The organism is Paenibacillus sp. T2-29 (genome assembly GCF_052921365.1).
Genome location: NZ_JBREVE010000008.1, coordinates 93,068 through 118,495 on the forward strand (window position 1 = coordinate 93,068; position 25,428 = coordinate 118,495).

Annotated in this window: 18 protein-coding genes; 14 read left to right on the top strand and 4 right to left on the bottom strand. The window is 46.2% G+C overall.

Annotated elements, in window-relative coordinates; all coding sequences use genetic code 11:
• Nucleotides 1-63: 63 nt before the first annotated feature.
• The gene (locus tag ACU1JV_RS20430) at nt 64-1,563 is read right to left on the bottom strand and encodes a monooxygenase (RefSeq protein WP_337684070.1); all 1,500 of its coding nucleotides are present in this window, start codon (nt 1,561-1,563) and stop codon (nt 64-66) included.
• 309 nt (nt 1,564-1,872) lie between these two features.
• On the opposite strand from ACU1JV_RS20430, the gene ACU1JV_RS20435 reads away from it, so the two are divergent.
• Together ACU1JV_RS20435 and ACU1JV_RS20440 are read left to right on the top strand one after the other, a co-directional pair.
• Nucleotides 1,873-2,370, top strand: coding sequence for a DinB family protein (locus ACU1JV_RS20435; RefSeq protein ID WP_337684069.1), 498 nt, complete (start codon nt 1,873-1,875; stop codon nt 2,368-2,370).
• Between the two features lie 122 nt (nt 2,371-2,492).
• Complete coding sequence (locus tag ACU1JV_RS20440; RefSeq protein WP_413987530.1) at nt 2,493-3,761, top strand: MFS transporter; 1,269 nt, start codon at nt 2,493-2,495, stop codon at nt 3,759-3,761.
• A 25-nt stretch (nt 3,762-3,786) separates the two neighbouring features.
• On the opposite strand, the gene ACU1JV_RS20445 is transcribed toward ACU1JV_RS20440, so the two are convergent.
• Together ACU1JV_RS20445 and ACU1JV_RS20450 are read right to left on the bottom strand one after the other, a co-directional pair.
• Nucleotides 3,787-4,608 carry an endonuclease/exonuclease/phosphatase family protein gene (locus tag ACU1JV_RS20445; RefSeq protein ID WP_413987335.1) on the bottom strand — a complete coding sequence of 274 codons (822 nt, stop codon included), beginning with the start codon at nt 4,606-4,608 and terminating at the stop codon, nt 3,787-3,789.
• A gap of 5 nt (nt 4,609-4,613) precedes the next feature.
• Nucleotides 4,614-6,278 (bottom strand): PTS transporter subunit IIBC, encoded by a 1,665-nt coding sequence (locus tag ACU1JV_RS20450; protein WP_025674323.1) that lies wholly within the window; start codon nt 6,276-6,278, stop codon nt 4,614-4,616.
• 244 nt (nt 6,279-6,522) lie between these two features.
• Between ACU1JV_RS20450 and ACU1JV_RS20455 the strand changes: the two genes are divergently transcribed.
• The 9 genes from ACU1JV_RS20455 to ACU1JV_RS20495 all read left to right on the top strand — a co-directional run bounded on the left by ACU1JV_RS20455 (nt 6,523) and on the right by ACU1JV_RS20495 (nt 19,841).
• Nucleotides 6,523-7,530, top strand: a complete 1,008-nt coding sequence (locus tag ACU1JV_RS20455; RefSeq protein WP_013368935.1) for a LacI family DNA-binding transcriptional regulator — start codon at nt 6,523-6,525, stop codon at nt 7,528-7,530.
• 154 nt (nt 7,531-7,684) lie between these two features.
• Nucleotides 7,685-9,967 (top strand): glycoside hydrolase family 65 protein, encoded by a 2,283-nt coding sequence (locus ACU1JV_RS20460; RefSeq protein WP_413987334.1) that lies wholly within the window; start codon nt 7,685-7,687, stop codon nt 9,965-9,967.
• Between the two features lie 24 nt (nt 9,968-9,991).
• Nucleotides 9,992-10,657, top strand: a complete 666-nt coding sequence (gene pgmB, locus ACU1JV_RS20465) for a beta-phosphoglucomutase (RefSeq protein WP_413987333.1) — start codon at nt 9,992-9,994, stop codon at nt 10,655-10,657.
• Nucleotides 10,658-10,821: 164 nt separating this feature from the next.
• Nucleotides 10,822-12,300, top strand: a complete 1,479-nt coding sequence (locus ACU1JV_RS20470) for a spore germination protein (RefSeq protein WP_413987332.1) — start codon at nt 10,822-10,824, stop codon at nt 12,298-12,300.
• Nucleotides 12,301-12,304: 4 nt separating this feature from the next.
• Nucleotides 12,305-13,456, top strand: coding sequence for a Ger(x)C family spore germination protein (locus ACU1JV_RS20475; protein ID WP_446724622.1), 1,152 nt, complete (start codon nt 12,305-12,307; stop codon nt 13,454-13,456).
• Nucleotides 13,457-14,575: a GerAB/ArcD/ProY family transporter gene (locus ACU1JV_RS20480; RefSeq protein ID WP_413987330.1), complete on the top strand. Its 1,119-nt coding sequence runs from the start codon at nt 13,457-13,459 to the stop codon at nt 14,573-14,575. It begins immediately after the preceding gene.
• Between the two features lie 193 nt (nt 14,576-14,768).
• Nucleotides 14,769-16,424, top strand: a complete 1,656-nt coding sequence (locus ACU1JV_RS20485; protein ID WP_413987329.1) for an SWIM zinc finger family protein — start codon at nt 14,769-14,771, stop codon at nt 16,422-16,424.
• Nucleotides 16,421-19,384 carry a DEAD/DEAH box helicase gene (locus tag ACU1JV_RS20490; protein WP_346835038.1) on the top strand — a complete coding sequence of 988 codons (2,964 nt, stop codon included), beginning with the start codon at nt 16,421-16,423 and terminating at the stop codon, nt 19,382-19,384. The genes ACU1JV_RS20485 and ACU1JV_RS20490 overlap by 4 nt, the downstream gene beginning before the upstream one ends.
• Before the next feature lie 112 nt (nt 19,385-19,496).
• The gene (locus ACU1JV_RS20495; RefSeq protein ID WP_016820169.1) at nt 19,497-19,841 is read left to right on the top strand and encodes a hypothetical protein; all 345 of its coding nucleotides are present in this window, start codon (nt 19,497-19,499) and stop codon (nt 19,839-19,841) included.
• Nucleotides 19,842-19,928: 87 nt separating this feature from the next.
• Here ACU1JV_RS20495 and ACU1JV_RS20500 read toward each other — a convergent pair whose 3' ends face one another.
• Nucleotides 19,929-22,022, bottom strand: coding sequence for a pectate lyase family protein (locus ACU1JV_RS20500; RefSeq protein ID WP_413987328.1), 2,094 nt, complete (start codon nt 22,020-22,022; stop codon nt 19,929-19,931).
• A 340-nt stretch (nt 22,023-22,362) separates the two neighbouring features.
• Here ACU1JV_RS20500 and ACU1JV_RS20505 point away from each other — a divergent pair, with 340 nt between their 5' ends.
• The 3 genes from ACU1JV_RS20505 to ACU1JV_RS20515 all read left to right on the top strand — a co-directional run bounded on the left by ACU1JV_RS20505 (nt 22,363) and on the right by ACU1JV_RS20515 (nt 25,397).
• Nucleotides 22,363-22,884: a ClbS/DfsB family four-helix bundle protein gene (locus ACU1JV_RS20505; protein WP_165083293.1), complete on the top strand. Its 522-nt coding sequence runs from the start codon at nt 22,363-22,365 to the stop codon at nt 22,882-22,884.
• 75 nt (nt 22,885-22,959) lie between these two features.
• Nucleotides 22,960-23,595: a uridine kinase gene (gene udk / locus ACU1JV_RS20510; protein WP_013368919.1), complete on the top strand. Its 636-nt coding sequence runs from the start codon at nt 22,960-22,962 to the stop codon at nt 23,593-23,595.
• A 236-nt stretch (nt 23,596-23,831) separates the two neighbouring features.
• Complete coding sequence (locus tag ACU1JV_RS20515) at nt 23,832-25,397, top strand: response regulator transcription factor (protein WP_413987327.1); 1,566 nt, start codon at nt 23,832-23,834, stop codon at nt 25,395-25,397.
• The last annotated feature ends 31 nt before the right edge of the window (nt 25,398-25,428 follow it).

Here is a 25,428-nt window from a genome sequence, read left to right on the forward strand (position 1 = left end):
CTTTCATTATAGCCCACATTTGTTTCACAGGAAACAATATGGTCATGATCATACCTTTTTCCTTTATATTAACGTGACAATGCCAGCCTTAATAACACTCGCTATATCCGTTTGTTCCACCGAAATGGCCCAGGCGATATACCCATCGGGACGGATGAAAACCGTATGCACACCTCTCCATCCAACGGGCAATTCTTCGGCTATGGCCTCCACATATGAAATATGTGAAAGGGAGATATGGCGAAACTCATTCGATACCTTAGAATCCTGTGCAAGATGGAGAAGTACAAAGCGGCCTTCATGAAGAAGATCGTAAGCATACGATGTCACTCCGTCAGGCAACTGCAATTCAAAATCCGCAAACCGTTTTCCGTTCAGCGGATGCTGCGGTATATTGCCAGCCGCTGGATAACATACATCCAGTGCACTAATCTGCTCTGCCATAGACCGATTAATTTCCGGATGGCGGAACCATTCCTCGTGTAATTGGCGGTGTGCCAATACAGCAGGCGTAAAATCCAATAAGCGAGTCTGAACCTCGGTATTCCGTAAAAACTGCGTATTAACCGGATAACGTTCGTCATGATAACTATTCAGCAGCGTGTCTGGAGCCCAGCCACGAATCACTCCTGCCAGCTTCCATCCCAGATTCGCCGCCTCTTGCAAGCCAACATTCATTCCCTGTCCACCTGCCGGGAAGTGAATATGCGCAGCATCACCTGCTAGCAGGATTCTCCCTTTTCGATATGTCTGCGCTTGCCGCGTTGCATTCCCGAATCGGGATAACCAGCGAGGATTGGTGACGCCAAGATCTGTACCAAGCAGATCGCGCAGTTCTGTCCGCACTTCTTCCAGCGTCACAGGTACGTCTTTGGGGACATTTATCAGTCGAGGTGTAGTCAAAATAACCCGATAAATATCTGGAGACACAGGGGCAATCATCACCCCACCTCGTTCACTATATTCGGAATGTACGCCATTTTCAGGCGGATTGGCTAACTCTACATCCGCTAATACAGCGGTCAGAGTAGTATCCGTGCCCGGAAAAGCAATCCCGGCTTGTTTGCGCACGATACTCCCGGCCCCATCCGCTCCTACGACATAGGCAGCAGTCATCACCGATACATTGGCTTGTGCTCCAGATGCACATACACTAACCACCTCTACGCCCTGCTCTTGCTCTCGCACAGATACCACTTCCATACCACGGTGAACGACAACTCCCAGCTTGAGCGCATGCTCCTCGATCACTTGCTCTGTAATCACCTGTGGAATAAACAACGTATAATTGGAAGAACTATCAAGCACAGAAAAGTCCAAGCGGGTATTCAGCATTGAAAAGTGACCCGTACGTATAGGTCTGCCGCGCTTCATAAACCGCTCCTTTAATCCACGCATATCAAACATCTCAAGCGTCCGTGGATGTAGCGTAAGCGCACGCGACTGGCGAATAGGCTCCTCTAAACGTTCAATTACACATACGCTTACCCTCGCCAATGCCAACTCAGCAGCTAACCACATCCCAACAGGTCCGCCGCCTACTACAATCACTTCGTAATCCATGTTCGCACCCCTTATTTAAAAACTTTATTTCCACCACCTAATTGTTTCTAAAGAAACAATATACATATACGGAAAGCTCCCCTTAACATTTCCGTATATATTAAACAACACATACAAATGTCTTTTATTGTTTCTCTTGAAACAATATTATTGTAATTTAATTGATAACAATTATCAACTACTTTATTAAAATGATTTCTGCCCTTTACTTTAGACCACGCATTTATTTCCATTTCGAAAAATATAATTGTATAATTGCTAAATAAGACTAAGCAAGAAACAAGCTCTCCATAGAAGGGATGATTATACATGTCGGATGCCAACCAATTATTCGCTCAAGCACTGGTTAAATCACTGGTCGGGGATCGTGGGCATATTCGCGTGGCTCGGGCTTTGCCAGACATTGACGTTGAGCTGGCAGGGAAGAAAAACGCGGAAATGCCCTACAGCATTTATCAACTGCTGAAGCATATGATTTACTGGCAGCAATTTATGCTGGAGCATTTGGAAGGACGGAAACCCCAGCTTCCAGGCAATGTCATGGAAAGCTGGACCGAAGAAACTGGACCGCAAAGCGAAGAGGCATGGCAGGCTGTCATTACTGAATTTTTACAGGGCGTAGATCGGGCTGTGCAAATTGCTGAAACCACGCAACTGGATGAATTACTGGCTCATTTCCCAGGGGAAACAAAAGCGGGATTGCTGCGGAATATCGCTTCCCACAATTCCTATCATTTGGGTGAAATCGTACTGCTGCGCCGGATTTATGGAGCTTGGCCACCCCCAGGAGGCGGCTTCCCTGCTTAAAGGCTACACCACTCCCTTGCCATACGTGTCACACCTCCAAAATTGCACTGGGATTTAGGCACAGCGTGGAGTACGCCTGCGTATCCTATGAAGGAACCCACTAGCTCGAATGGAAGCCGTTCATTCATAATAAAGAGTTATCGAAAAAAAACGGTCCCCATGATGCAAGCTCAAAGAGAGGTTTCGAGGATATGGTAAGAAACTTATATTTAAATCGTAATATTGCCTGTATGATCGTAATCAGCCTTATTGCTAACATGAGTGGAAGTATGATCCTTCCACTCTTTGCTATTTATGTAGAGCAATTCGGGGTATCTACACTTGGCATGAGCATTTTATTTTCTTTGTTTTATGTGGGAAGATTTCTTGGCGGAGGCATGGCAGGACGAATCTATGAAAAGATAGGCGCAAAACGCTTGGGGTTAGGCTTACTCATCGCTGAAATCGCTTGTATGCTCCTGTTTCCGATTGCAACAAGCTTCATCATTCTATCCATACTGAGACTTCTTCAAGGCTTGATGGCTATAGGGCTAACCGTCTTTGTAAGAGTCACGGTCAATCACATGAGCACCGCAGAGAATCGAGGCACACTAAATGGATATATTAGCAGCAGTGAAGGTGCCGGTATGATTGTAGGCCCTCTTATAAGTGGAGTCATTGTTTCCTATTTTTCTTTATCCGTACCGTTTTACTTCGTTGCTATTTTTGCATGTATATCCTTCATTGCCGTTTCAAGAATGACTTTCGCTAATTCTCCCTTAAAGCCACAGCAACAGCATCCCCCCCTTCAAAAACCGCAAAGAAGAATCATATTAACAAAACAGTTGCTGCTTTATTCCACCGTTCATTTCCTTGAAATGAGTGCATTTGCTATATTTTTAACATACTTCTCTGTGTATGCAACCTACAAGCTCCATTGGAGTCCAGCAGAAATCAGCTTAGCTTTTACAATCATCGGCATATCTACCTTTGTATCAGCACCCTTTATTGGTAAAATATCTGATATGCTCAAGGATCGCTTGCTGCTATGTATTATCGGTCTATTATTAATCATGATGGAAATTATCTTATTTTTATGGTTCACAGAACCGTGGATCGTATACTTGGGGATGTTCATCGGAGGTATAGGAGGAGCCAGCTATCTGGATTCCTTTTACTCGCAGCTAGGGGATGTTATTCCTGAAGAAAATAGAAGCTCATTTATCGGCAACGTCGTATCTTTGTCCGAATTGGGGGCCATTGTGTCTCCAATCATTGCAGGCGCGCTCATGGACTGTTTTAGCATCAATACTCCCTTTTATTACAATATGATGTTGGTATTGATTGCGATTGTTATTCAATATACCATTCGATTAAAATCGAAATCCGTAAGAAAAAGGCCAATTGCATAAGCAAATGGCCTCCTTTGTGTGTTCATCACAGTTCCAACTCGACTGCAACGCCGAAATGATCGGATACAACCGGTCCTGTTTTCCCATTCAGTACAACTGCTGAGGATTGAACCTGTGCTGCCTTACTGGAGAAAATATAGTCAATACGAAGCGGCTCCGCATTACTTTCCCAGCCAGCAATAGCTTTGATAACTGTGTGTCCTGCATCACGTACTGTAGCGTTCGAATAGGTGTCTGACCAACCGGATTGCATTACATAGTCGTATCCCTCTCCGCGCACTTCAGCCGCGTTGTTGAAATCCCCCATCACAAATACAGGAGCCGGAGCTAAAGGATCGAGCACTTCGGTTGTACGATCCCATAGTCCGCGGAAGGATTCCTCATCATTCCACCAGTTATAATGCCCACTGACAAACCAGGCCTGTACTCCGTCCACCACAGTCTGAATGCCTACAATTTTACGCGAGCGGTAGTTGTCATAATCCTGCATTGAGGAAATATATTCGTTCACCGTCGCTGTAATCGGTGTTTTGGACAGAATCGCCAAACCCTCGTCATATTTGGCAAAACCAATATGCGCGGGAGCCCACGTCCAGTGATAAGCATCGGACAATAGACCGTTCAGCACATAAGCATAGTTATCGCGTTTAATGACAACTTCAGGATCTGCACTATAGTACGCGCCCAAATCGTCCGGTGTCAACGGAGTCTCTTCCAGGGACTGGTTGACTTCCTGCAAAGCAATGACATCAAACTGCTGTTCATCAATAAAAGCAGCCAATTGCCTCAGCTTATCGTGTTGGTTTTCTTCCATCCAAGCATGTGCATTTAAGGTTAATAATTTCAAGCTAATCACCTATTGAGTATGTCTTGTATATCTGATTTAAGCACATCGGCCTTTGGTCCGTAAACCGCCTGTACCCCATTATCTACTTTAATTAAGCCCAAGGCGCCTAACGCTTTCCACGTCTTTTCATCCCCGACGGCTTCTGTATCCTTCACCGTTACACGCAGTCGGGTCATGCAAGCATCCACCTCGACAATGTTCTGCTCACCCCCAAGTGTCTTGATGATATCCGCAGCCAATTGATTTTTAGTTGAAACCGCTGCCAAACCATCGGCTTTTGTACTCTCTGCCTCGGAAGTCGCTTGAGGCTCTTCATCTGTATAATTCCCCAGTCTTCCTGGCGTAGCCATTTTGAATTTGCCGATCATAAAATAAGCGATAAAGTAGGTTGCTACCGCAAACACTACACAAGTCAGCACAAAGTTAATGATATCCTGCACCAACCCTGCATTTATAGACAATGGCAAGCGAGTCAGCAGCTCAATCATACCAAACGAATGTAAACGCAAATGTATAATATCAGCCATTCCGAAAGCAATACCGGTAAGAATAGCATAAACCACATACAATACAGGCGCCACGAACATAAACATGAATTCCAGCGGCTCCGTCACCCCTGTTAAAAAAACGGCTGCTGCTGCAGAGAAAATCATCGACTTGTACTTGCCGCGTTTATCTTTGTCTACACGGCGATACATTGCTACTGCCAGCCCCATAAGGATGCCCGCTCCGCCGATCATTTGTCCTACCTTGAAACGGGCAGGCGTCACGCCTCCCAGCAAGCTGTTGTAGGCTGCCGGATCGGTACCACGAAGCGCACTGAGATCACTAGCCCAAGCCAGCCACAGCGGGTCTTGCCCAGCAACAACACTTCCTGCTCCAGAACCCGTGAGTACCGTGTAAACGCCACCAAGTTGAGTATAGTTAATAGGAACGGTCAGCATATGATGAAGACCAAAAGGAATCAACAGTCTCTCCAGTGTACCATAGACAAATGGCGCTATAAAAGGAGCTGACTCTCCTGAAGTCGCCAACCAAACGCCAAATTGGTTAATCCCGCCTTGGACAAATGGCCAGACAGCAGACATGATCAAACTCACGATCACAGACCAGAGAATCACGACAAACGGAACAAAGCGCTTACCGTTAAAAAAAGCTAGAGCATCGGGGAGCTTGCGATAATTATAGTATTTATTAAACACCACGGCCCCGACAAAGCCGGAGATGATACCGACAAACACACCCATATTGAGTGCAGGAGCCCCCAAAATAGAGGTGAAATAACCACTGACCGGAATCGATGCACCGAAAAGAGTATGAGTGGTTGCTCCCTCCTGGGTTAGCATCTTCGAGGATACGCCCAAAATCGTTCCTGTTGATATATTGATGAGAACAAAAGCAATTAAGGCCGCAAAAGCTCCGCCCGCCCGTTCCTTAGCCCAGGAACCACCAATCGCCACGGCAAACAGGATGTGTAAGTTGTTGATAATACCCCAACCCAGATTCTCCATGACCCCGCCGACAGTCACCCAGAAATGAATATCGCCAGCCAACATCGCCACTACTTTACCAAGTGAAATCATAATCCCGGCTGCTGGCATGACAGCAACAACCACAAGAAGTGCCTTCCCAAGCTTTTGCCAAAAATCAAATGATAGAAGTTTTTTCATGCTCGTTCAGTCTCCATCCCTTATAGTATGTATAGCATGGGTAGTGCTCAATAAGAAAATTATGCAATCGGTTGCACGATTATTATAATGATATCGCTTTCTATTGGCAATACCCTAGTTATAAATATCTTGGTTAATGCTGATAGAAATACTCGAAAAAGCCGCTAATTTGTTGAAATTGGAGCAATATCGTATGATAGAACATAATATTTTCTGCTTGAGATAGCAAAAGGAGACGAAGACGATGGCAGTAACCATCAAAGATGTCGCAAAACGTGCTAAAGTTGCTACTTCCACCGTATCCCGTGTCATTCAAGACAGCCCCAAAATCAGCGAAGCCACCAAAGCACGCGTTCGCAAAGAAATGAAGGCGCTTGGCTATGAACCCAACTATTCCGCTCAAAGCCTGGCTAACCGTGTCACACAGTCAATAGGCATTATTATGCCTGAATCGGACGTGGCGATCTTTCAGAATCCTTTCTTTCCGGAAAGCCTACGCGGGATCAGCGAATGGGTAAACGAGCACAACTATACACTGTCGATTGTCACAGGCAAAACGAGTGATGAATTGCTATCCCGCGTAAAGCTAATGACCCGGACCGGACGCGTTGACGGCTACATTGTCCTGTACTCCAAGCAAAAGGATAGCATCGTGGAGTATCTTCATAAAGAGAAAATTCCCTATACCGTCATCGGCAAGCCTCAGCAGTTTGTCAGTGAAACTACCCATGTAGACAACGATAACTACCAGGCTGCCAAGGATGTGGTCACTTATTTGACGGGGCTGAACCATGAGCGCATTGCTTATGTTGGCGGTGATCAGGAACACATCGTAAATCTTGAAAGACTCCGAGGCTACCAAGACGCACTACGAGAAGCCGGCTTGCCTCTACCGAAGGAATACGTGGTCAGGGAGCCCTTTAATCTGGAGGACATGCGCACGTTATTGCAGGCTACCCCGCCGCCTACTGCGATGATCGTTAGCGACGACCTTGTAGCCATGGCCGTACAGAAAATGCTTGCTCAGTTAGGCGTATCCATGCCAGAGCAGCTGTCCATGGTGAGCTTCAATAACTTGATGCTGGCTGAGCTGATGAATCCCCCACTTACTTCCGTGGATATTGATATCTTCAGCCTTGGTTATCAGGCTGCCAAAAGTCTGATCGAAAAAATTGAAGACCCGAAAGAATTGACCAAGCACATCATTGTTCCCCACCGAATTGTAGAGCGCAAATCAAGCCAGACACTATGAATCTCTAAGAAATGAACAAGAACTGATTTTATGGATATTCATAAAATCAGTTTTTTTGCGTTGACAGGGCAAACGGTTGCACTATATACTGAACTCGCTCATATATTGGTTCCGTTAAAACAACGATCTCATTTTCCGAGAGGGGTACACAATCATGGTTTACAACCGATTATTTGACGTAGATAGTTGGAAGCTGACAACACACACTCTACATAGCACACACATGCGATTACAGGAAAGCTTAACGTCCATAGGCAACGGTTATATGGGCATGCGCGGCAATTTTGAAGAAACTTATTCAGGTGATCATCATCAAGGAACGTATATCTCCGGTATATGGTTCCCTGACAAAACAAAGGTAGGCTGGTGGAAGAACGGCTATCCTGAATATTTTGGCAAGGTCATCAATGCCATGAATTTCATCGGCATCCGTCTGATTGTAAACCAAGAGGAAGTGGACTTATTTACGGCACAGATCAGCGATTTTGTGCAGGAACTGGACATGAAGCAGGGAATCCTGCGGCGCGCTTGTACTGTGAACGACCAGGTTCGTATCACTACAGAGCGTTTTCTGAGCATTACTACACGTGAATTATGCCTGATTGATTATCAGGTCGAAAATATAAGCGATCAGCCTTTAAGCATTGAGCTTGTTCCTTATTTGGATGGCAATACGAAAAATGAGGACACAAACTATGACGAGGTATTTTGGCTGGAAGAAGCCCGTGAGGTTCAAGAGCAATTCATCAGCCTGTCCACAACGACGATAGATAATCCCTTCGGTATTCCGCGCTTTACCGTAAACGCAACCATGGGTATTGTAACCGAGGGACAAGATGAGCAGACGACGGAAGAGAGCTTTTTGTATGCTGCACGCCACTATCAATACAACGTCTCGCCAGGTGACCGTATCCAACTGCAAAAAATTGTAGCCGTCACCACTTCACGCGATATGGAAAAGGATGCATTGATTCCGCAAGCTGAACGCATCGCCGTGGAAGCTGTCAACAAAGGCTACACCTCTCTTAAGCAAGAGCATATCGACGCTTGGGCCAGACGCTGGGACAAGGCAGATGTTGAAATTGAGGGGGATACGGAGGCTCAACAGGGAATACGCTTTAACATTTTCCAGCTATTCTCTACGTACTACGGTGAAGATGCCCGTCTGAATATCGGACCGAAGGGCTTTACGGGTGAAAAATATGGCGGTGCCACCTATTGGGATACAGAAGCATATGCCGTACCTATGTACCTCGCGCTTGCCGATCCGGAGGTAACGCGAAATCTGCTGCTATACCGTCATCAACATCTGGAGGGTGCCAAGCATAACGCAACCCAGCAAGGGCTTCGCGGGGCACTGTATCCTATGGTCACTTTTACAGGCGTGGAATGCCATAACGAATGGGAAATTACCTTCGAAGAAATCCATCGTAACGGTGCAATTGCCTATGCCATTTACAATTACACCAATTATACGGGGGACTTGACCTATCTGCATGACTACGGGATCGACGTACTGGTCGAAATTAGCCGTTTCTGGGCCGATCGAGTTCATTTCTCCAAGAGCCGTCAGCAGTATATGATCCACGGGGTTACCGGGCCAAACGAATACGAAAATAACGTTAATAACAACTGGTATACCAATACACTGGCTGCATGGGTTCTAAAATATACTTTGTCAGTCTTGCCTCAAATTTCGACTGAGAAATCGCAGCGCCTGGCCGTAACAGCTGATGAGCGTGCACATTGGCAAGATATCATCAACAACATGTATTATCCTTATGATGAAGAGCGGGGCGTCTTCGTACAGCACGATACCTTTATGGATAAGGATTTACAGCCTGTATCCACTTTGCATCCTAGCAATCTGCCACTTAATCAGAAATGGTCTTGGGATAAAATTCTGCGTTCCTGCTTCATTAAGCAAGCGGATGTACTGCAAGGGCTCTATTTCTTTGGAGACCAGTTCACGCTGGAGGAAAAAGCACGCAATTTTGCATTTTACGAGCCAATGACCGTTCATGAATCCAGTCTGTCTCCTTCGATTCATGCCGTACTGGCCGCTGAACTCAAAATGGAGGATAAGGCAGTCGAAATGTATAAACGGACGGCCCGTCTGGATCTGGATAACTATAATAATGACACCGAAGACGGACTTCATATCACCTCCATGACAGGAAGCTGGCTGGCGATTGTACAGGGATTTGCCGGGATGAGAACCTATAATGAAACACTCAGCTTTTCCCCTTTTCTGCCGAAGGACTGGAACAAATATACGTTTAAAATCAACTATCGCGGCCGCTTGCTAAGTATTCTCGTACAGGAGGGTGAAGTAGTCATTACCCTGCTGGACGGAGAACCGCTGACGCTGGAGCTGTATGGACAGCCAACGCATATCACCAGTGGGCAGTCGTTAATGGCGAGCAGTGCTTCATAAATGGACCAGACAGGGGGAAAGCAAATGAAAGCAGTTATTTTTGATCTGGACGGAGTCATTACAGATACCGCCGAATATCATTTTCAGGCATGGGGTAGCTTGGCGGCAGCGCTCAGCATCCCTTTTGATCGGGAATTTAATGAACAGTTAAAAGGAATCAGCCGTACGGAATCGCTTGATAAAATACTGGCGCGCGGTAACCTGTCCGATACGTTATCAGAAGAAGGCAAGCAAGAACTGGCTATACAAAAAAACACCGAGTATCAGCGGCTCATCTCGGCTTTAACTCCCGCAGACGTTCTGCCAGGCATTCAAGCGCTTTTGAAGGAGCTTCGTGAAGCCCGAGTTGGCATCGCGCTGGCCTCTGCGAGCAAAAATGCAACGTTTATACTGGATCGGCTGGAGCTAGCACACTATTTTGACAGTGTGGTGGATGTTACTGCCATTCGGCATGGAAAACCTGACCCGGAAATTTTCCTCGCCGGAGCTGCGAATCTAGGCGTTCAGCCTGCCGACTGTATCGGCATAGAAGACGCACAGGCAGGCATACAGGCGATCAAGGGTGCCGGGATGTTCGCGGTCGGTGTAGGAACACCTTCGCAAATGCAAGGTGCAGATATCGTGGTAGCCACTACAGCCGAGCTTTCCTTGAGCATGCTGGAGGAACATTTTTACGAGTTCAAAAAATGATCCCATTCTGATTAAGTTCATATAGCGTTATGTATGACTAGAGACGAACACCATTAGGTGTTCGTTTTTGCTTGTGGCGGAAAAAAGGATTCATGAATATTTATCACTATTTTACACATATTACATGCATATCATGCTTAAGTTTTTTGAAGGGGGAAACGTCATTGGCAAGACCAATCGAGGCAAAATTAGATTATCTTGAAAAGACTCTGGGTCATCTTCCTGATGTCGTCTTCAAAAAAATGAATGTGGGTCAAACGGGAATTCATGTCATTATGATCTATCTCTCCGGTATTGCGGATACAAGTATGATTAACGAACAAATCGTCAAGCCGCTCATTTTAACTGGAATCCGTGAAAACCACTCCCCAGTTAATCCTGACAAAATAAAGGAGGAGTTGATACAGCAGACAGCATTTACGATCGATATGAAAGAAGGGACAGACCTTGAAACGTGTGTAAGCAAAGTGTTATCGGGCAATACTTGTCTGCTGATCGAAGGGACTGATGATGTTTTTTTTGCTTCTACAGGCAAATTTCCTTCGCGAAGTGTTGAGGAACCCAGCACCGAAACTTTGGTTAGAGGACCAAGGGAAGGTTTTATTGAGGATTTGGAAAGCAACCTGGCAATGGTTAGAAGGCACATCAAAGATATTAGTTTCAGAATAGACAAAATAACCATAGGAAGGAGATCTTCCCGTAAATTAGCGATCTTGTACATATCGGATATCGCAAATCCGGAGCTAGTTCAGGAAGTTAAGCGAAGAGTCGAAACGATTGATGTGGATGATGCTTCCGATACCGGGGTTATTGAACAATGGATCGAGGAACATCCATGGTCTCCGTTTCCCCAGATTCAAGCCTCTGAACGCTCGGATAAAGCTATAACGGCCTTAATGTCAGGGAGAGTGGTCATTATGCTAGATGGCACCCCTTTTGTCCTAATTGCTCCCATGACCTTCTGGATGCTGGCTCAATCCCCAGAGGATTATTACGAGCGTTTCCCCTTAGGGACATTTTTCCGCATGCTTCGTTTAATGGCTTTGTTCATTGCAACATTCCTGCCTTCGTTGTACGTTGCACTGATTTCTTTCCATCCTGGATTAATCCCGCCTGAGCTGGTTATATCTATCGTTGCCTCAAGGGAAGGGATTCCTTTTCCCGTTTTTGTGGAAGCTCTCATTATGGAGTTATCATTGGAAATACTGCGCGAGGCCAGTCTGCGGCTACCTAAAGGCATAGGACAAGTTATCGGTATTGTAGGCGGTCTTGTTATTGGACAAGCCGCTGTCGAGGCGGCGGTCGTAAGTGCCTTTCTGATTATTGTCGTTGGTCTTACTGCCATTGCGTCCTTTGCAAGCCCGCAGTACAGCGGCAGTATTGGAATCCGGCTTCTTCGTTTCCCCATTATGATGATTGCAGGAATTTATGGGCTGTATGGTGTAATTTTAGCCTTTATTTGTTTAGGCGTACACATGGTCCAGATCAAAAGCTTTGGAGTTCCTTATATGTCACCTCTAGCCCCAATTCGCTTAAGAGATCAACAAGATACTTTAGTTCGGGTTCCTTTTAAATATCTCAAAAAGCGTCCTATGATGCTAAAGACAAAGGATGAGACACATTCTAAATGGAAAAGGAAGTAAGCCTATGAGCTCCTATATCTTTCTACTTCGTCGAAGCCTGTGGGTGCAAAAATGCATCGCCACATGGATCGCATGTGCCCTCCTCACCGGTTGTTGGGATAGCAGGGAGATCGATAAATTGAGTATCATACAGGGCGTCGCCATTGATATGGATCAGGATATGCTGGAACTAACCTACCAGCACTTAATATCGCAGAAATCCAAAAAAAGTATGTACAGAAACGTAACCACCTTTAACAAGGATTCCATTCAGTCTGCTTCCAGAGAACAGGCCAAGCAGGTATCCCATGCTCCTTTATATAGTTTTATTCGCTTGATTTTGATTAGTGACCAAGCTATACAAGAAAGAAGAATCGACCAATTGTTAGATACATTTACTCGCTCCTATAAACCGAGTCGAAAATCACTTGTTATGATCACAAAAGGCAGCGCGAAAGAAGCGTTTAATAAGATGGGCAAACATCAAGATATACCTACCATTGACCTTGAGGCTTTGGCCAAAAATAGCGATCTCAACTCCGAGATTCCCCATGAAATAACATTAGGGGAGATCTCTACACAAACTTCACAAGAAGCTGACTTCCTCATTCAATGCATAGAAACCAATGGAGGCAACCACTTCTCAGGCGCAGCTTTGGTCCGCGGCAAAACGAAGAAATTTGCTAATTGGATAGATGAAAAGGAAGTCACCGGGATCAACTGGATACTAGGGAAAACGAAGGATTCAGTTATTAAAACAGAGGACCCAGAGTCAAAACAATCCATGGTCTTTGAAGTTGAGAACGTCCATACAAAACTTATCCCCCACCTCAACGGGCAGGACCTCTCATTCACAGTTCGTATTAAAACAGATGTCAAACTAAACGAAAGCACGGATAATTCTGTAGATTTCCTGAAGGAATCATTCATTCGATCGGCTAAAGAAGCGGTGCAGGATGAAATCAAACAGATAGTATCCCAATCGCTAAACACACTTCAGAAAGAATTGAGAGCAGACGTAGTCGGTTTTGGCACAAAAGTAAAAGTAAACTATCCCGCTTACTGGGATCGAGTAAAGGAAAATTGGCAAGACACTTTCAGTCAAATACCGATTGATGTTAAGGCTAAAGTACAGATCGAGCGAACTGGTGCTTATTCAAAAGAAGAGGGTGAGTAAATGTCTAACATACCTTCCATGAAACAGGAAAAAATATCCACACCACAAGCCTTATTCACCGTCACTTCGACTGTATATGCTGTGGGTATTGTTAGTTTACCAAGAACCATTGCGGAGAAGACGCAAACACCCGACGTGTGGCAGGGACTTTTGCTGGCAACTCTGCTTGGGATCGGCGTCATTTTTATCCATGTTAAATTGTGCCATAGATTTCCAGGGAAGACGTTCTATGAGTTCAATCCTGTGATTGCAGGTAAATTCATCGGCTTTCTGATCAATATCGCATTTATTGTATTTTGCACGATGATCTGCTCTCTTGTATGTAGAATGATGGCGGAATTCCTCAAAGGTCTTGCACTGGAGAGAACCCCGATAAGCATGATTCTCTTGCCGTTTCTTCTGCTTATTGGGTATTTGACCTGGGGCGGTCTCCATGCAATGGTGCGATTGATCGAGCTTTTTTTCCCTTTAACCTTTATTGTTTTTTTATTGTTGATCATTCTTAATATCAACCATTTTAATCTTGATAATTTGCGCCCTGTTTTCCATAAAGGTTGGCGTCCGATCTTTGAATCACTTAAAGTAATCCCTTTTTCTACAATGGGTTTTGAGTCCATTCTTATCTTAACTAATGTGATGACCAACCCACAAAAAGCATGGAAGGCCGGGTGGATTGGCTACTCGATTGCGATGGGTTTGTATATTTTAATGGTAACGATGGTCATTGGCTGTATGTCCGTTGAGGAAGTTTCCCGATTGCAGTGGCCCGTCGTTTCTTTTGCACAGCAAATTGAATTCCCCGGTGCGTTCCTGGAACGATTTGAAATATTATTTATCATTTTGTGGACGATCAAAATCTTCATGACCGCCTCAAATTATTATTTCTATATTGTTACTGGAATCAGCCAGCTCACCCAGAAGTGGAACAAGTATATCTGTTATCTCCCGTTAATTATATTATTTTGCCTGAGCATGTATCCCCAAAATTTTATTGAAATAGGCAACTTCGATAAAATAATAGGTTATGTTGGAATTGTTGTATGTGCAGCAGTACCTTCGGTGCTTCTTGTCATCTCTATGGTCTTCCATCGAACAGAAAAAACGGATGGAAAACAGTAAAGGGTATCTCCTCGCTCTTGCCAATGACTCCCCCCTTATGCTATAGCGTAAGGGGATTTTTACTTTTCACCCCGCCGTTATTCCTCTAAATTTTCCAACTGCCCCCTCCACTCAATTTACATCTGTGAACTGATATAATGGAAGAGTTAAGCTACTTCCAGATCAACTATTCTCTCTTAGGAGACTATTGCATATGAAACCAACCTATCTTATGGATGATATACAGTGGCAGCAGCTTATTCAAAACGTGGCTGACCATTTTAATGATGTGACAATCAAACGAGGTTTTCAGTACTTTAAGCAGGGAAAGGTAAAAGAATTCGCAATGCCTGATGCTGACCATATTGCGGCTGTCGTGGATGGGAATGAGCTCTACGAAGTGGATCTCCACTTGAGTGCTTTTGCTGCCAGCAGATGTACATGTCCTGTTCGCACCAACTGCAAGCATATGATCGCCGTATTGCTGAATTACGCGAATGAACAGGAACGTTCCGTTCATGCATTAGTGAACGCTCATTCGGCGGGATTCACTCGGCTGGCTGCAAAAGCAGACACCCGTACCCCACCTACTTTCCGGTCGAACCTTTCGCTGGAGCACAAGGAAACAACACGAGATGCTCTCAGTAAAACAGCAAGCAACATACCGGACATGCCCGTTTCCGAATGGCATGATCTGTTTGATCAGTGTATCGCCCTTAATCATGTGCACACCCAAAATTCTCAATATGTCAAAAGTGCTTTAGCTTCGATCTATGCCGTGAAGCCGCCGCTTTCACCTGGCATGCAGCAGCTATATGGACTGCATGCTCATCTGCGTGTGCTGGAAAAGCTGGTGCCTCAGGCCCCCATGACAGGTTACCCTACTCATACCTATATGGGTTACTACACACAAATTGCCGCAGATGAGCTTAAAGAAGCGATTGAGCGTGATTTTGAAAGTCCACTGGAGCTGACTGATGAACCGATGCATGAGGCCCGTATGGCAGAAACTGTAGCTTATTTGCGCCGAAGAATGCTGACAGAGTCGCGGAACGGTACTTATTTTTCAGACGCGTATTATCAGTTTTGGCTATACTGGGTGCATCCTGCAAGGCAGGACTCCAACATATATACGGAGGAATTGCAGCATTTACATGCAGCTGAGGAGGAGTATAGTGCAACGTTGGCACGGCTTCCGTGGATGCTGGCTCAGAGCTGGATGTATGTTTACCAAGCGCAGGATCATAAAGCCTGGGAACTTCTACAGGAGGCGGAACGGGCTTTTCCACTAAAAATCTCCTCCAGCCAATTGCTGTTGTTCTTACATGCGTTGCGACAGGCCGAAGATTGGGTACGTCTCAAAGACGGACTGCGACATATCGGCCCCCTCCTTCACAGTCATCGGGATGATCATTTACAGGATTATATGCGTAATTGGGAGCTGGTTTCGCAGCACCTTCCAGAAGCAGAGGAGGACATGTGGGACACGCTGAAGGGTATGCTTCCATTTGCGGGTGGAATGTATGAAGAGGCTCTACTTGCTCATGAAAAATGGCGGCAATGGATCGACTATCAGCTAAGCATACGCAGTGAACCTTTAAGTTTTCGGGTGAGCGTGCTGCAACCGATTGAAAAGAACGCGCCTGAGTTGTTGCTGCCCTTTTACCATCAAGCGGTAGAACGTTATGTGCTGGAAAAAAACAGATCTAGCTATAAAGCAGCGGTTAAGCTGTTAAAGCGATTGTTCAAGCTGTACAAGAAAATGAAGCAAGAAACACGCTGGGAGCTGTTCTTCACGACCTTTACCAGCCGTCACAGCCGCCTGCGGGCGCTGCAGGAGGAATTGCGGAAAGGGAAATTGTTATCATGAGCCAATATACCGAAACGATTACGGTGCATATTCAATTAACTACCTATGGGGACGCGCTGATCTATGGCGATTCCTCCATGAACTATAGCATTTCCGGTCAAATGTTGAAGCAGCGTTTGTTTGCTTGGCATGAGGCTTCATTTTATGGCACCGAGCTGGAGATTCAACATGTTCAAGACACAGATATTATCGTGTTGCCCTCGGAGCAAGTAATTCCTTTTCTGGCAGAGCAGGAGCTTCTACAGCATATCGAATGGATCTGGGACGAGGCCAATGCCCCGTGGCTTCGGCTGATCCCTCTATTGGCTCACTGTATTGAAACGAAAGCCTATGTGCCCAACTTCATGTCGTTCCAGGCAGGGAAGCTGCAATGGAAGTGGGATGCAAAAGCATTGGAAAACATCCAACCAGCAGAGCTTGCTTTGCTGGACAGCCTGGATGAGAACGAGCGCGAAGGGCTGGTAGCGGCGTTCTCGGCCGCTGTATTTCAGCGCTGGTACGGCACTGAAGCGGAAGCCGCTGATTTGCGAAGAGAATATCCGATTCTCTTCGCTCCCCAACGCCAGGTCGCGGCGGGTCTGGATGCCCAAGCATGGCATATCGCCATTGGATGGAAGGCCGATACCGCGCCATTTCGTCCGCTTCTGCAACTGCTGGAGCCAGAGCTGGAGGACGACGAGCCATCTTGGAAGCTCAAGCTTGTGTTGCAGGACAAGCAGGACCCGGCCTTGCTGGTGCCTGTACAGCTCGCCGATGATGGATATGCATCCGGCTCATGGCCCGATGCGTGGACGGTGCATGTGCGTGAGCGCTCAGGCGGATGGCTGGAACGCTTGACCGCTATTTTGCCCGCAGGGCAGCGTGCCGGAAGCCGCGATGACATACTGAGTCGCCCGCTCTCTGACGAAGCAGCGTGGCAATTCCTGACGACCGACAGCCAACGCCTGCTGGAAAGTGGTTGGCAGGTGCTGCTGCCGGCTTGGTGGGAGGCAGCCACCCGCAAGAAGCCAAAGCTGCGGGCCAAGGTTCGCCCCGGCGAGGGAGCGGGAGAGCGCTCGAAGGGCAGCTCGCTGTTCGGACTGGACTCGATTGTCCAGTTCGATTGGCGCGTTGCCATTGGCGATGCCGATCTGAGCGAGTCGGAATTCGCCGAGCTGGTCGCTCGCAACGAGCGCTTGGTGCGCTTCCGCGGGCAATGGATCGCGCTTGACCCTGCGCTGCTGGCGCAAATCCGCCGCGCCATGGACGGAATCGACAGCGCTCAGGGATTGTCCTTTCAGGACATTCTGCAGCTGCATCTGCTTGGCAACACCGACGAGCCTGAAGGCGAGGCCTCAGGCGAGCAGCCGGAGGATCCGGCACGCTTCCGACTGGAAGTAGAGCTGAACGCTCATCTACTGAAGCTGATCAGCCAGCTCGGACGGCAATCGGAATGGCCCGCTCTGGACGTGCCGGATGGACTGCAAGCCGAGCTGCGGACATATCAGCGGGACGGATACGCATGGCTTGCCTTTTTACGGCGCTTCGGATTGGGCGCCTGTCTGGCCGATGATATGGGGCTCGGCAAAACGGTGCAATTTATTACTTATTTACTGCACCTACAGGAAATTGCCGCTGAGACGGGTGTCCGCTCCAGTTCGCTGCTGATTTGCCCGACGTCGGTGCTGGGCAACTGGCAGAAGGAGCTCAGCCGCTTCGCTCCTTCATTAAGGGTCATGCTGCACTATGGAAGCAAGCGGGAGCAGGGAGACTTGTTCCGCGAAAAAGTCGAGCAGGCCGATGTCATCCTGACCTCCTTCGCTACGGCAACTCTAGATCAAGAGCTGCTGCAAAGCATGACTTGGGATTCGATCTGCCTGGATGAAGCGCAAAACATTAAAAATGCGCAAACCAAGCAATCCACAGCTGTGCGCAGCTTTCCTGCTCGTCATCGTATCGCGTTGACAGGAACACCTATTGAAAATCGCTTGTCCGAGCTATGGTCCATTTATGATTTTATCAATCCAGGTTATCTGGGCAGCTCACGCGCCTTTAGCAATCGCTTTATGAATGCTATTGAGAAAGAACATAATGAGCAACGCACGATGGATTTGCAGAAGCTGGTTCAGCCCTTCATGCTGCGGCGCAAAAAGAAGGACCCTGCGATACAACTTGATTTGCCTGACAAGAACGAGATGAAAACATACATTCACCTTACCTCCGAGCAGGGTGCGCTCTATGATCAGATTGTTAAAGAACTGATGGAACGGATGCAGAAGCTGGAGGGGATCGAGCGCAAAGGAGCTATTTTGTCAGCTCTGACCCAGTTGAAGCAGCTTTGTGACCACCCTGCTCTTTTAACCAAGGGGGCGCTTCTGGATGCAGCAGCTTCTGGTTATAGTCAGCCCGATCTTGAAGCAGTCATTAGCCGTTCATCCAAACTTGAGCGCATATTGGCTATGGTCAAGGAGCTGCGGGAAGAGGGCGAGCGCTGCCTTATTTTTACGCAGTATATTGGTATGGGTCAGATGCTCCAGCAGGTACTCGCTCAGGAGCTCCAAGAACCTGTGCTCTATCTGAATGGCAGTACATCCAAATCTGCACGTGACCGAATGATTGACCAATTCCAATCGCATACGCTCTCTCCTGACGAGCAGCCGTCCGTGTTTATTTTATCGCTCAAAGCCGGGGGGGTGGGTCTCAACCTGACAGCTGCCAACCACGTCTTTCACTTTGATCGCTGGTGGAATCCAGCTGTTGAAAATCAGGCTACAGACCGAGCCTACCGGATGGGACAAACCAAGGATGTACAGGTTCACAAATTTATCTCGTTGGGTACGCTAGAGGAACGCATTGACGAGATGCTGGAGAGCAAGCAGCAGCTCAGCGACCAAATTATCACCAGCACCGAGGGCTGGATTACTGAGCTGTCTACAGACGCGTTAAAAGACCTCTTTACGCTACGGCGTGAGTGGGCATAATATGTCCCAAGTTCAATATATGCCTATTTTTAGGAAGCCGTAGTTTATAGCACGGTCCAAAGCTCCTTTGTGTGCATTTACTATCTCATCACAACAAAGGAGTTGATTTGAAGTGGCCATTCGTCCTCCACAAACGCTGAAATCTACGGGCAGAAAGGTTCCTGTTACGAGATATCGCAATGTGAGTCCAACACAAACCCTTCGTAGATTTACAGTTATCTGGGCTAACAATGATGGTGTACCTTTTAACACGTCTGGATTTTTTGCAACACTCCGGCGTTTAGATGGAACCTTTGTTCAAGCTGCAGGCTTCGACCGCTTTGGTACTGCCCGATTCAACAGAGTCCGCACACCTACGAACCAGCCTTATATTCTGCGTACTTTTAGAGATGATGGAGTATTATTCCGCGTTAGATCCGTACCTGCTGGCGTATCCTCATTTGTCGTAATCGGTTAAGTTCGTACCGAACCTAGACCTAGTTAACAAAAAGAGCAGTCAGGAACAGAGCGTATCTGTCCTGACTGCTTTTTTCAAACTACCTACCTACTCAGAATCTTCTTCTACTTGTACGTCTTTCGTAGCGGCTGTATTGTACACCGTTTTGAGCCAGTTCTCACTCGACCAGTTCAGCTTGCCTGCGCCCGCTCCATCCTTGGCCTGCAATTGAGCAACCAGGTTGGCAGGGTCTTCGGCTGTATAGCTGTATGGCAACGTTGTGAACCCATTCCAAGAGAAGCTCTTAGCCTTCGCTGGATAAGGAGCTACTGGGCTATTCGCAGCGTCACTGCCTCCTCTGAACACGGCACCGTTGTCCGAAAAGATAACATCCTCAGCTTTGATTTTACCTGTATAATCCGCTTTGTTAGGGTCTTTTTGATTATTACGCACTGGAGAAAACACATCTATTAAATACGATTTTTCTAGCAACACCGCCCCGTTTTCTGTTGAAATCGCACCATTACCCACGACGTCAAAATGGTACCCTTTGGCAGCGATCGCTTTGGCCATGTCGGGCGTAATTCTTTTTTTGGCTCTGGCCAATCCAGCATCATCCATAACGATGTTATATGCATGAGCATTACCACCACGCAAACGTGGCATACGGTCTTGAATATCCAGATAGTAATTATGATGCAGCGTCACTTCCAAATCCGCATTGTCGCCTGCCATTTCCGTGGCACCCACCAGATGCGCTTTCTTTTGTCCTGCTGCAATATCAATGATATCCTCTTTACTCATGCCCACTGCACTGCTTCTCAAATAAGCGTACATAGGATAGGAGGACTTATCTGCTTCCATGGCATTGACTTGTTGGGTTACCCAGCTGTTGGAACTGCGGTCATCTCCTTTGAACAAGGACCAGGAAATCGTAACTCCGTTACTGCCCTTTTTCACATCTACCAGGCCATCATAGGCTTTGTTAAATGTACAATGGTCGATCCATACCTTAGAGCTTGCACCTTCGATGGTAATATAATCCCAGTCATTCTTGTCATAGTTTCCTTTGGTTGCTTCATCCCATTCCCACAGTTCATCAAATTCAAGGTTGCGGAAAACCAAATTAGAGCTTCGTTTGATGACAAAACCGGCATGCTTGATTTTCGCACCATTGGCCGAGAAAATCGTAACTCCATTCATATTCTCGATATAGACTTTGCTCACCCCTGTCTTTTTCAGAACAGGATGTGTTTGTACAGGATTGTTGGCGCTAAATGGCATTGCCTTCGCAGCGCTAGGGATTTCATTCCAGCCAAGGTCCAGATCGTTCATAATTTCAATCACTTTAACTTTGCTGCCTTTTTTCAGTGCTTCGTTGAGATCTACAGCATTGTACACCTTTTTGTAATTAGCATCGGTATCGGTAATGTTCCCACCACCTGTATTACCATACGAAAAGCCAGTCAAATTATAATTATTTTTGGAGGTTACACCGGGGTCCATCCCTGGAGTTGGTTGTTCTGTACCCGGTGTCGGCTTCACAGGTGGTGTACTTGCATTCCCTTCTGAAGAAGCACCCGATACAATCACATTGTCGAACTGGGCAACTGCTTTAGACGTTACCAGACCCATAGCTCCAGCAGTGAGACTAGTGTCTGTGGCGGACAACTCCAGCTGATCATTAACATACATTTTGATTTCCGAACCGGATAGCTCCAGCTTCACTCTGTACCATGTATTGGTGTCTAGTTTGTATTTTTTATTGGTAGCCAATGTCTTCATAGAGCCTTTAACCTTTTTACGAATCTCAAGGGCTCCGCCTTTCTTATTGTACAACGATGCTGCATAGAAATTGTTTGAATCTGTGTATCTACCTGCCACATATACTCGATTAGAGCCATTAAAATCATTTACATATACATCTGCTTGCACACTATAATTCGTCCATGAGGTATTGCCTTTAACGGAATGGCTTTCGCTTCGACTAGATTGTTGGTATGTAGAACCATTCCCGTCCTTGACCACAGACCAGTTCCCTGAACCTGCAGACCATCCTTGAGCTTCTCCTTGTTCAAAATCATCACTTACCTGTACATTCTCATCAGCCTGTGCATGGCCTAAAAGCGGTAGTGATAAAGACAGTGCCAACGTACTGCTTAACATTACACTTGCACATTTTTTTAACAAACTCGATTTCATATCACAATTCCCTTCTCAATTAGATTCATGAATACTAAAGCAAACGGTATATAACGTACTGATGGATGGAATCATATCCACACACCAATGAGGGCCCTAATCGCTATACTCCAATAATTATAGGCACTTAAATAAATATTAAAATATGTCTAATTACTTATCTTTTGTCTTAATTTTTCTATTAATTTTTCGTTCTTTTTCGCGAACACGCCAAATGATGTTTCATAAAATCACAAAAAACGGGATTTTTTTATTTTTGAATAAGACATACGGTTGTCATGTTGAGAATGATACATATAAAGGAGTTAGTATCACCCATATCATGTAAAGGAGCGATTAGATGTCTAGCTACGAATATGCTTCCAAATCAGAGTTAAAAGAAGCCATTCATACCTCTTACTTACGGTTTGACAGTGAGTTCCAAGAGATCGACGAAAGCCACAAGGATACTCGAATCGACGAAGTCGATAAAACACCCGCAGAGATGATTGCCTACCAGCTCGGATGGCTTCATCTTGTCATGAGTTGGGACAAAGACGAACGGGAGGGAAAAACCGTCATCATGCCCGCCCCGAATTATAAGTGGAATAGACTAGGCGAACTATACCAATCATTCTACAAGACCTATTCAGACCACTCTCTATATGAATTACGAAATATGCTCAAGCTGGCTGAGCAAACGTGGCTGGATTGGGTGGACACACTCAGTCATGAAGAACTCTTCACCCAGGGCGTTCACAAGTGGACAGGCACCAATCCGAACTGGCCTATGGCGAGATGGATTCACATCAACTCTGTAGCACCGTTTAAAACATTCAGAGCCAAGATACGGAAATGGAAGAAATACAACGCGCAACAGTGATGAAAAAAAGTGTGCATTGTGCTACAATACTTTAGTTGTATCGGGATACATTTAGGGAAGGGTAAGTGAAACGCCATGCTTATTATTGGTATTGCCGGCGGTACAGGTTCCGGTAAATCGACGGTCGCACGCGCTGTCGTTGAGCGTCTGGGATCTAATAAAGTGACTTTCATATCTCAGGATAACTACTATAAAGACCATTCACATCTGAGTTATGACGAACGTGCTTTGGTCAACTATGATCATCCGTTTGCCTTTGACAACGACTTGCTGATTGAGCATCTCCAATGTCTAAAAAAAGGACAAGCGACTCAAGCGCCCGTGTATGACTTTACGGTTCATGCCCGCTCCACGGACGAGACGGTAGAGCTTTTGCCGAATCATATCGTTATGTTGGAAGGTCTGCACGTACTGTCAGACGAAAAACTCCGCAGCCTGCTTGATATTAAGGTATTTGTGGATACGGATCCTGATGTGCGCATTCTTCGTCGGGTTCTTCGTGATATTGAGGAACGCGGTCGCACCATCCATTCGATCCATGATCACTATTTGACGACGGTTAAGCCAATGCACGAGGCATTTATTGAGCCTTCCAAGAAATACGCCGACCTGATCCTTCCTGAGGGAGGACATAACGAGGTCGGTATTCAACTGCTGTCTATTTTGACTGAAAAATATTTGGCAGGAGATCGGACATGGGGTACTGTATAAAGTAATCCCGGTTGTTCAGGCTGTCGAGATTTTCTCGGCGGCCTTTTTTGTCTTTTATATGCCATTTGAACTAAATTATCTTTGGAATCACCGTGTCGTTTATGTTAGCATGTAAAGATTGAATGCATTCGTTTTTAGTTAAGGTTGGAAGCGTTATCAACTATGTCCGTCAGATGATTAGGCCCTCGCCTTAATGGCGTCTTTTTTGAATAGATATAATTATGGAGAGTGCTGTCATGAATGAGCTATGCAACATTTTGATTGTAGATGATGAGATATTGGTGCGGCAAGGGATCAAACATCATTTGTCGTGGGAACAATACGGATTTCGAATTGTAGGTGAGGCCTCCAACGGGAAAGAGGCGCTGGAGCTGATTGAAGCCTTACGTCCTCATATTATCATTACGGATATCGTGATGCCGATCATGGACGGCGAGGAGCTGACACGCATAGTCAGACAGAACTATCCAGATATCGAGGTCATTGTGCTCAGCAGCTACGGCGAGTTTAATTACGTACGCTCCACCTTTCAGCAAGGTGTGGCTGACTATATTTTGAAGCCGAAGCTGGACACAGATGAGCTGCTTCAAGTGCTTCAGCGAACGGCCCGCAAAATCACATCCATTCAGTATCAGGAAGATGCCGGGAATAATCGAATTACGATAGATCATGTGATCGAAAAATTGATCTCCGGCTATAGCATAGATTATGACGCTGAACTGCTGAAGCAAGCATTTCCTTATCCCCGTTTTGCGCTCATAGGTATAGAACAGTCGGTACAGCAAGATAAGGGGCGCTCTACTACTACCTCTGCTTCGGACCTATTTTCCAAGCTTACAGATCGGTTAACCTCTGCCTGTGAACACATGGTTCTGCGACAACTGCCATCTGATGTCTATACAGCTGTTTTTTTAGCCAATTTGGAGCCACGGGAATTAGACGCCTGGATGGCTGCGGTTAGGGAAGTTGCTCAAGAGACGAAGCAGGTCGAGCCACAGACAGGCTGGGCGGTCAGCCATCTATTTGATGATTTTAACCAGATTAGCAGTGTCTATCAGGATGAGCTGCCGAAGCTGCTAAGTTACAGGTTTTATTTCCCAGAAACGGCGCTACTGATGGAAGATGAACTCCCTCAGCCTGTTCAGATGAATAGTTCGTTTAACCTAAAACAGTTTACGGAAGAGATGAAGCGTGAGCATTTTGATACGGCTTTTCAGGATTTGAGGTCCTATGTAGCCGCCATGTCCGGTAACTATACCTCTACCGCTTTTGAATTCAAATCGCTGCTCGGAAATATCGTGTTCAACATTACAATTTTGCTCGGGAATCAGGGGTATGATATGAAGGAGCTGGATGCGGCGAAATATTCGTATTTCAAAACAATTAATGATGCTCCTCATGTACATGAAGCCGTGCGGTTGCTGGAGACTTTTTTGGAGGAAGCGAACCGACAGATCCTGGCCAAAACACAGCAAGGAAGTAGTGCAAGCATGAAAAAACTGCTGGAGTATATTGAGGAACATCATGCTGAAACACTCAATTTGACGACCCTTGGGCAATATTTTCATTTTAACCCCTCTTATTTGTCCAGTTATTTTACGGCACACCATACAGAGGGATTTAGCGAGTATCTGAACAAAATCCGGGTTGAGAAGGCTGCTGAATTACTGCGATCGGGGACGCTGCCTATTTCAGATATTAGTAGTACAGTAGGTTATTCGGACCCCAGCTATTTTACTAAAGTGTTCAAAAAAGTGAAGGGCTACTCACCCAGCCAGTACCGCCGGGAGCATCTCCATTAGAGAGCAAGCGCATATCTGCCAGCAGAAAAGA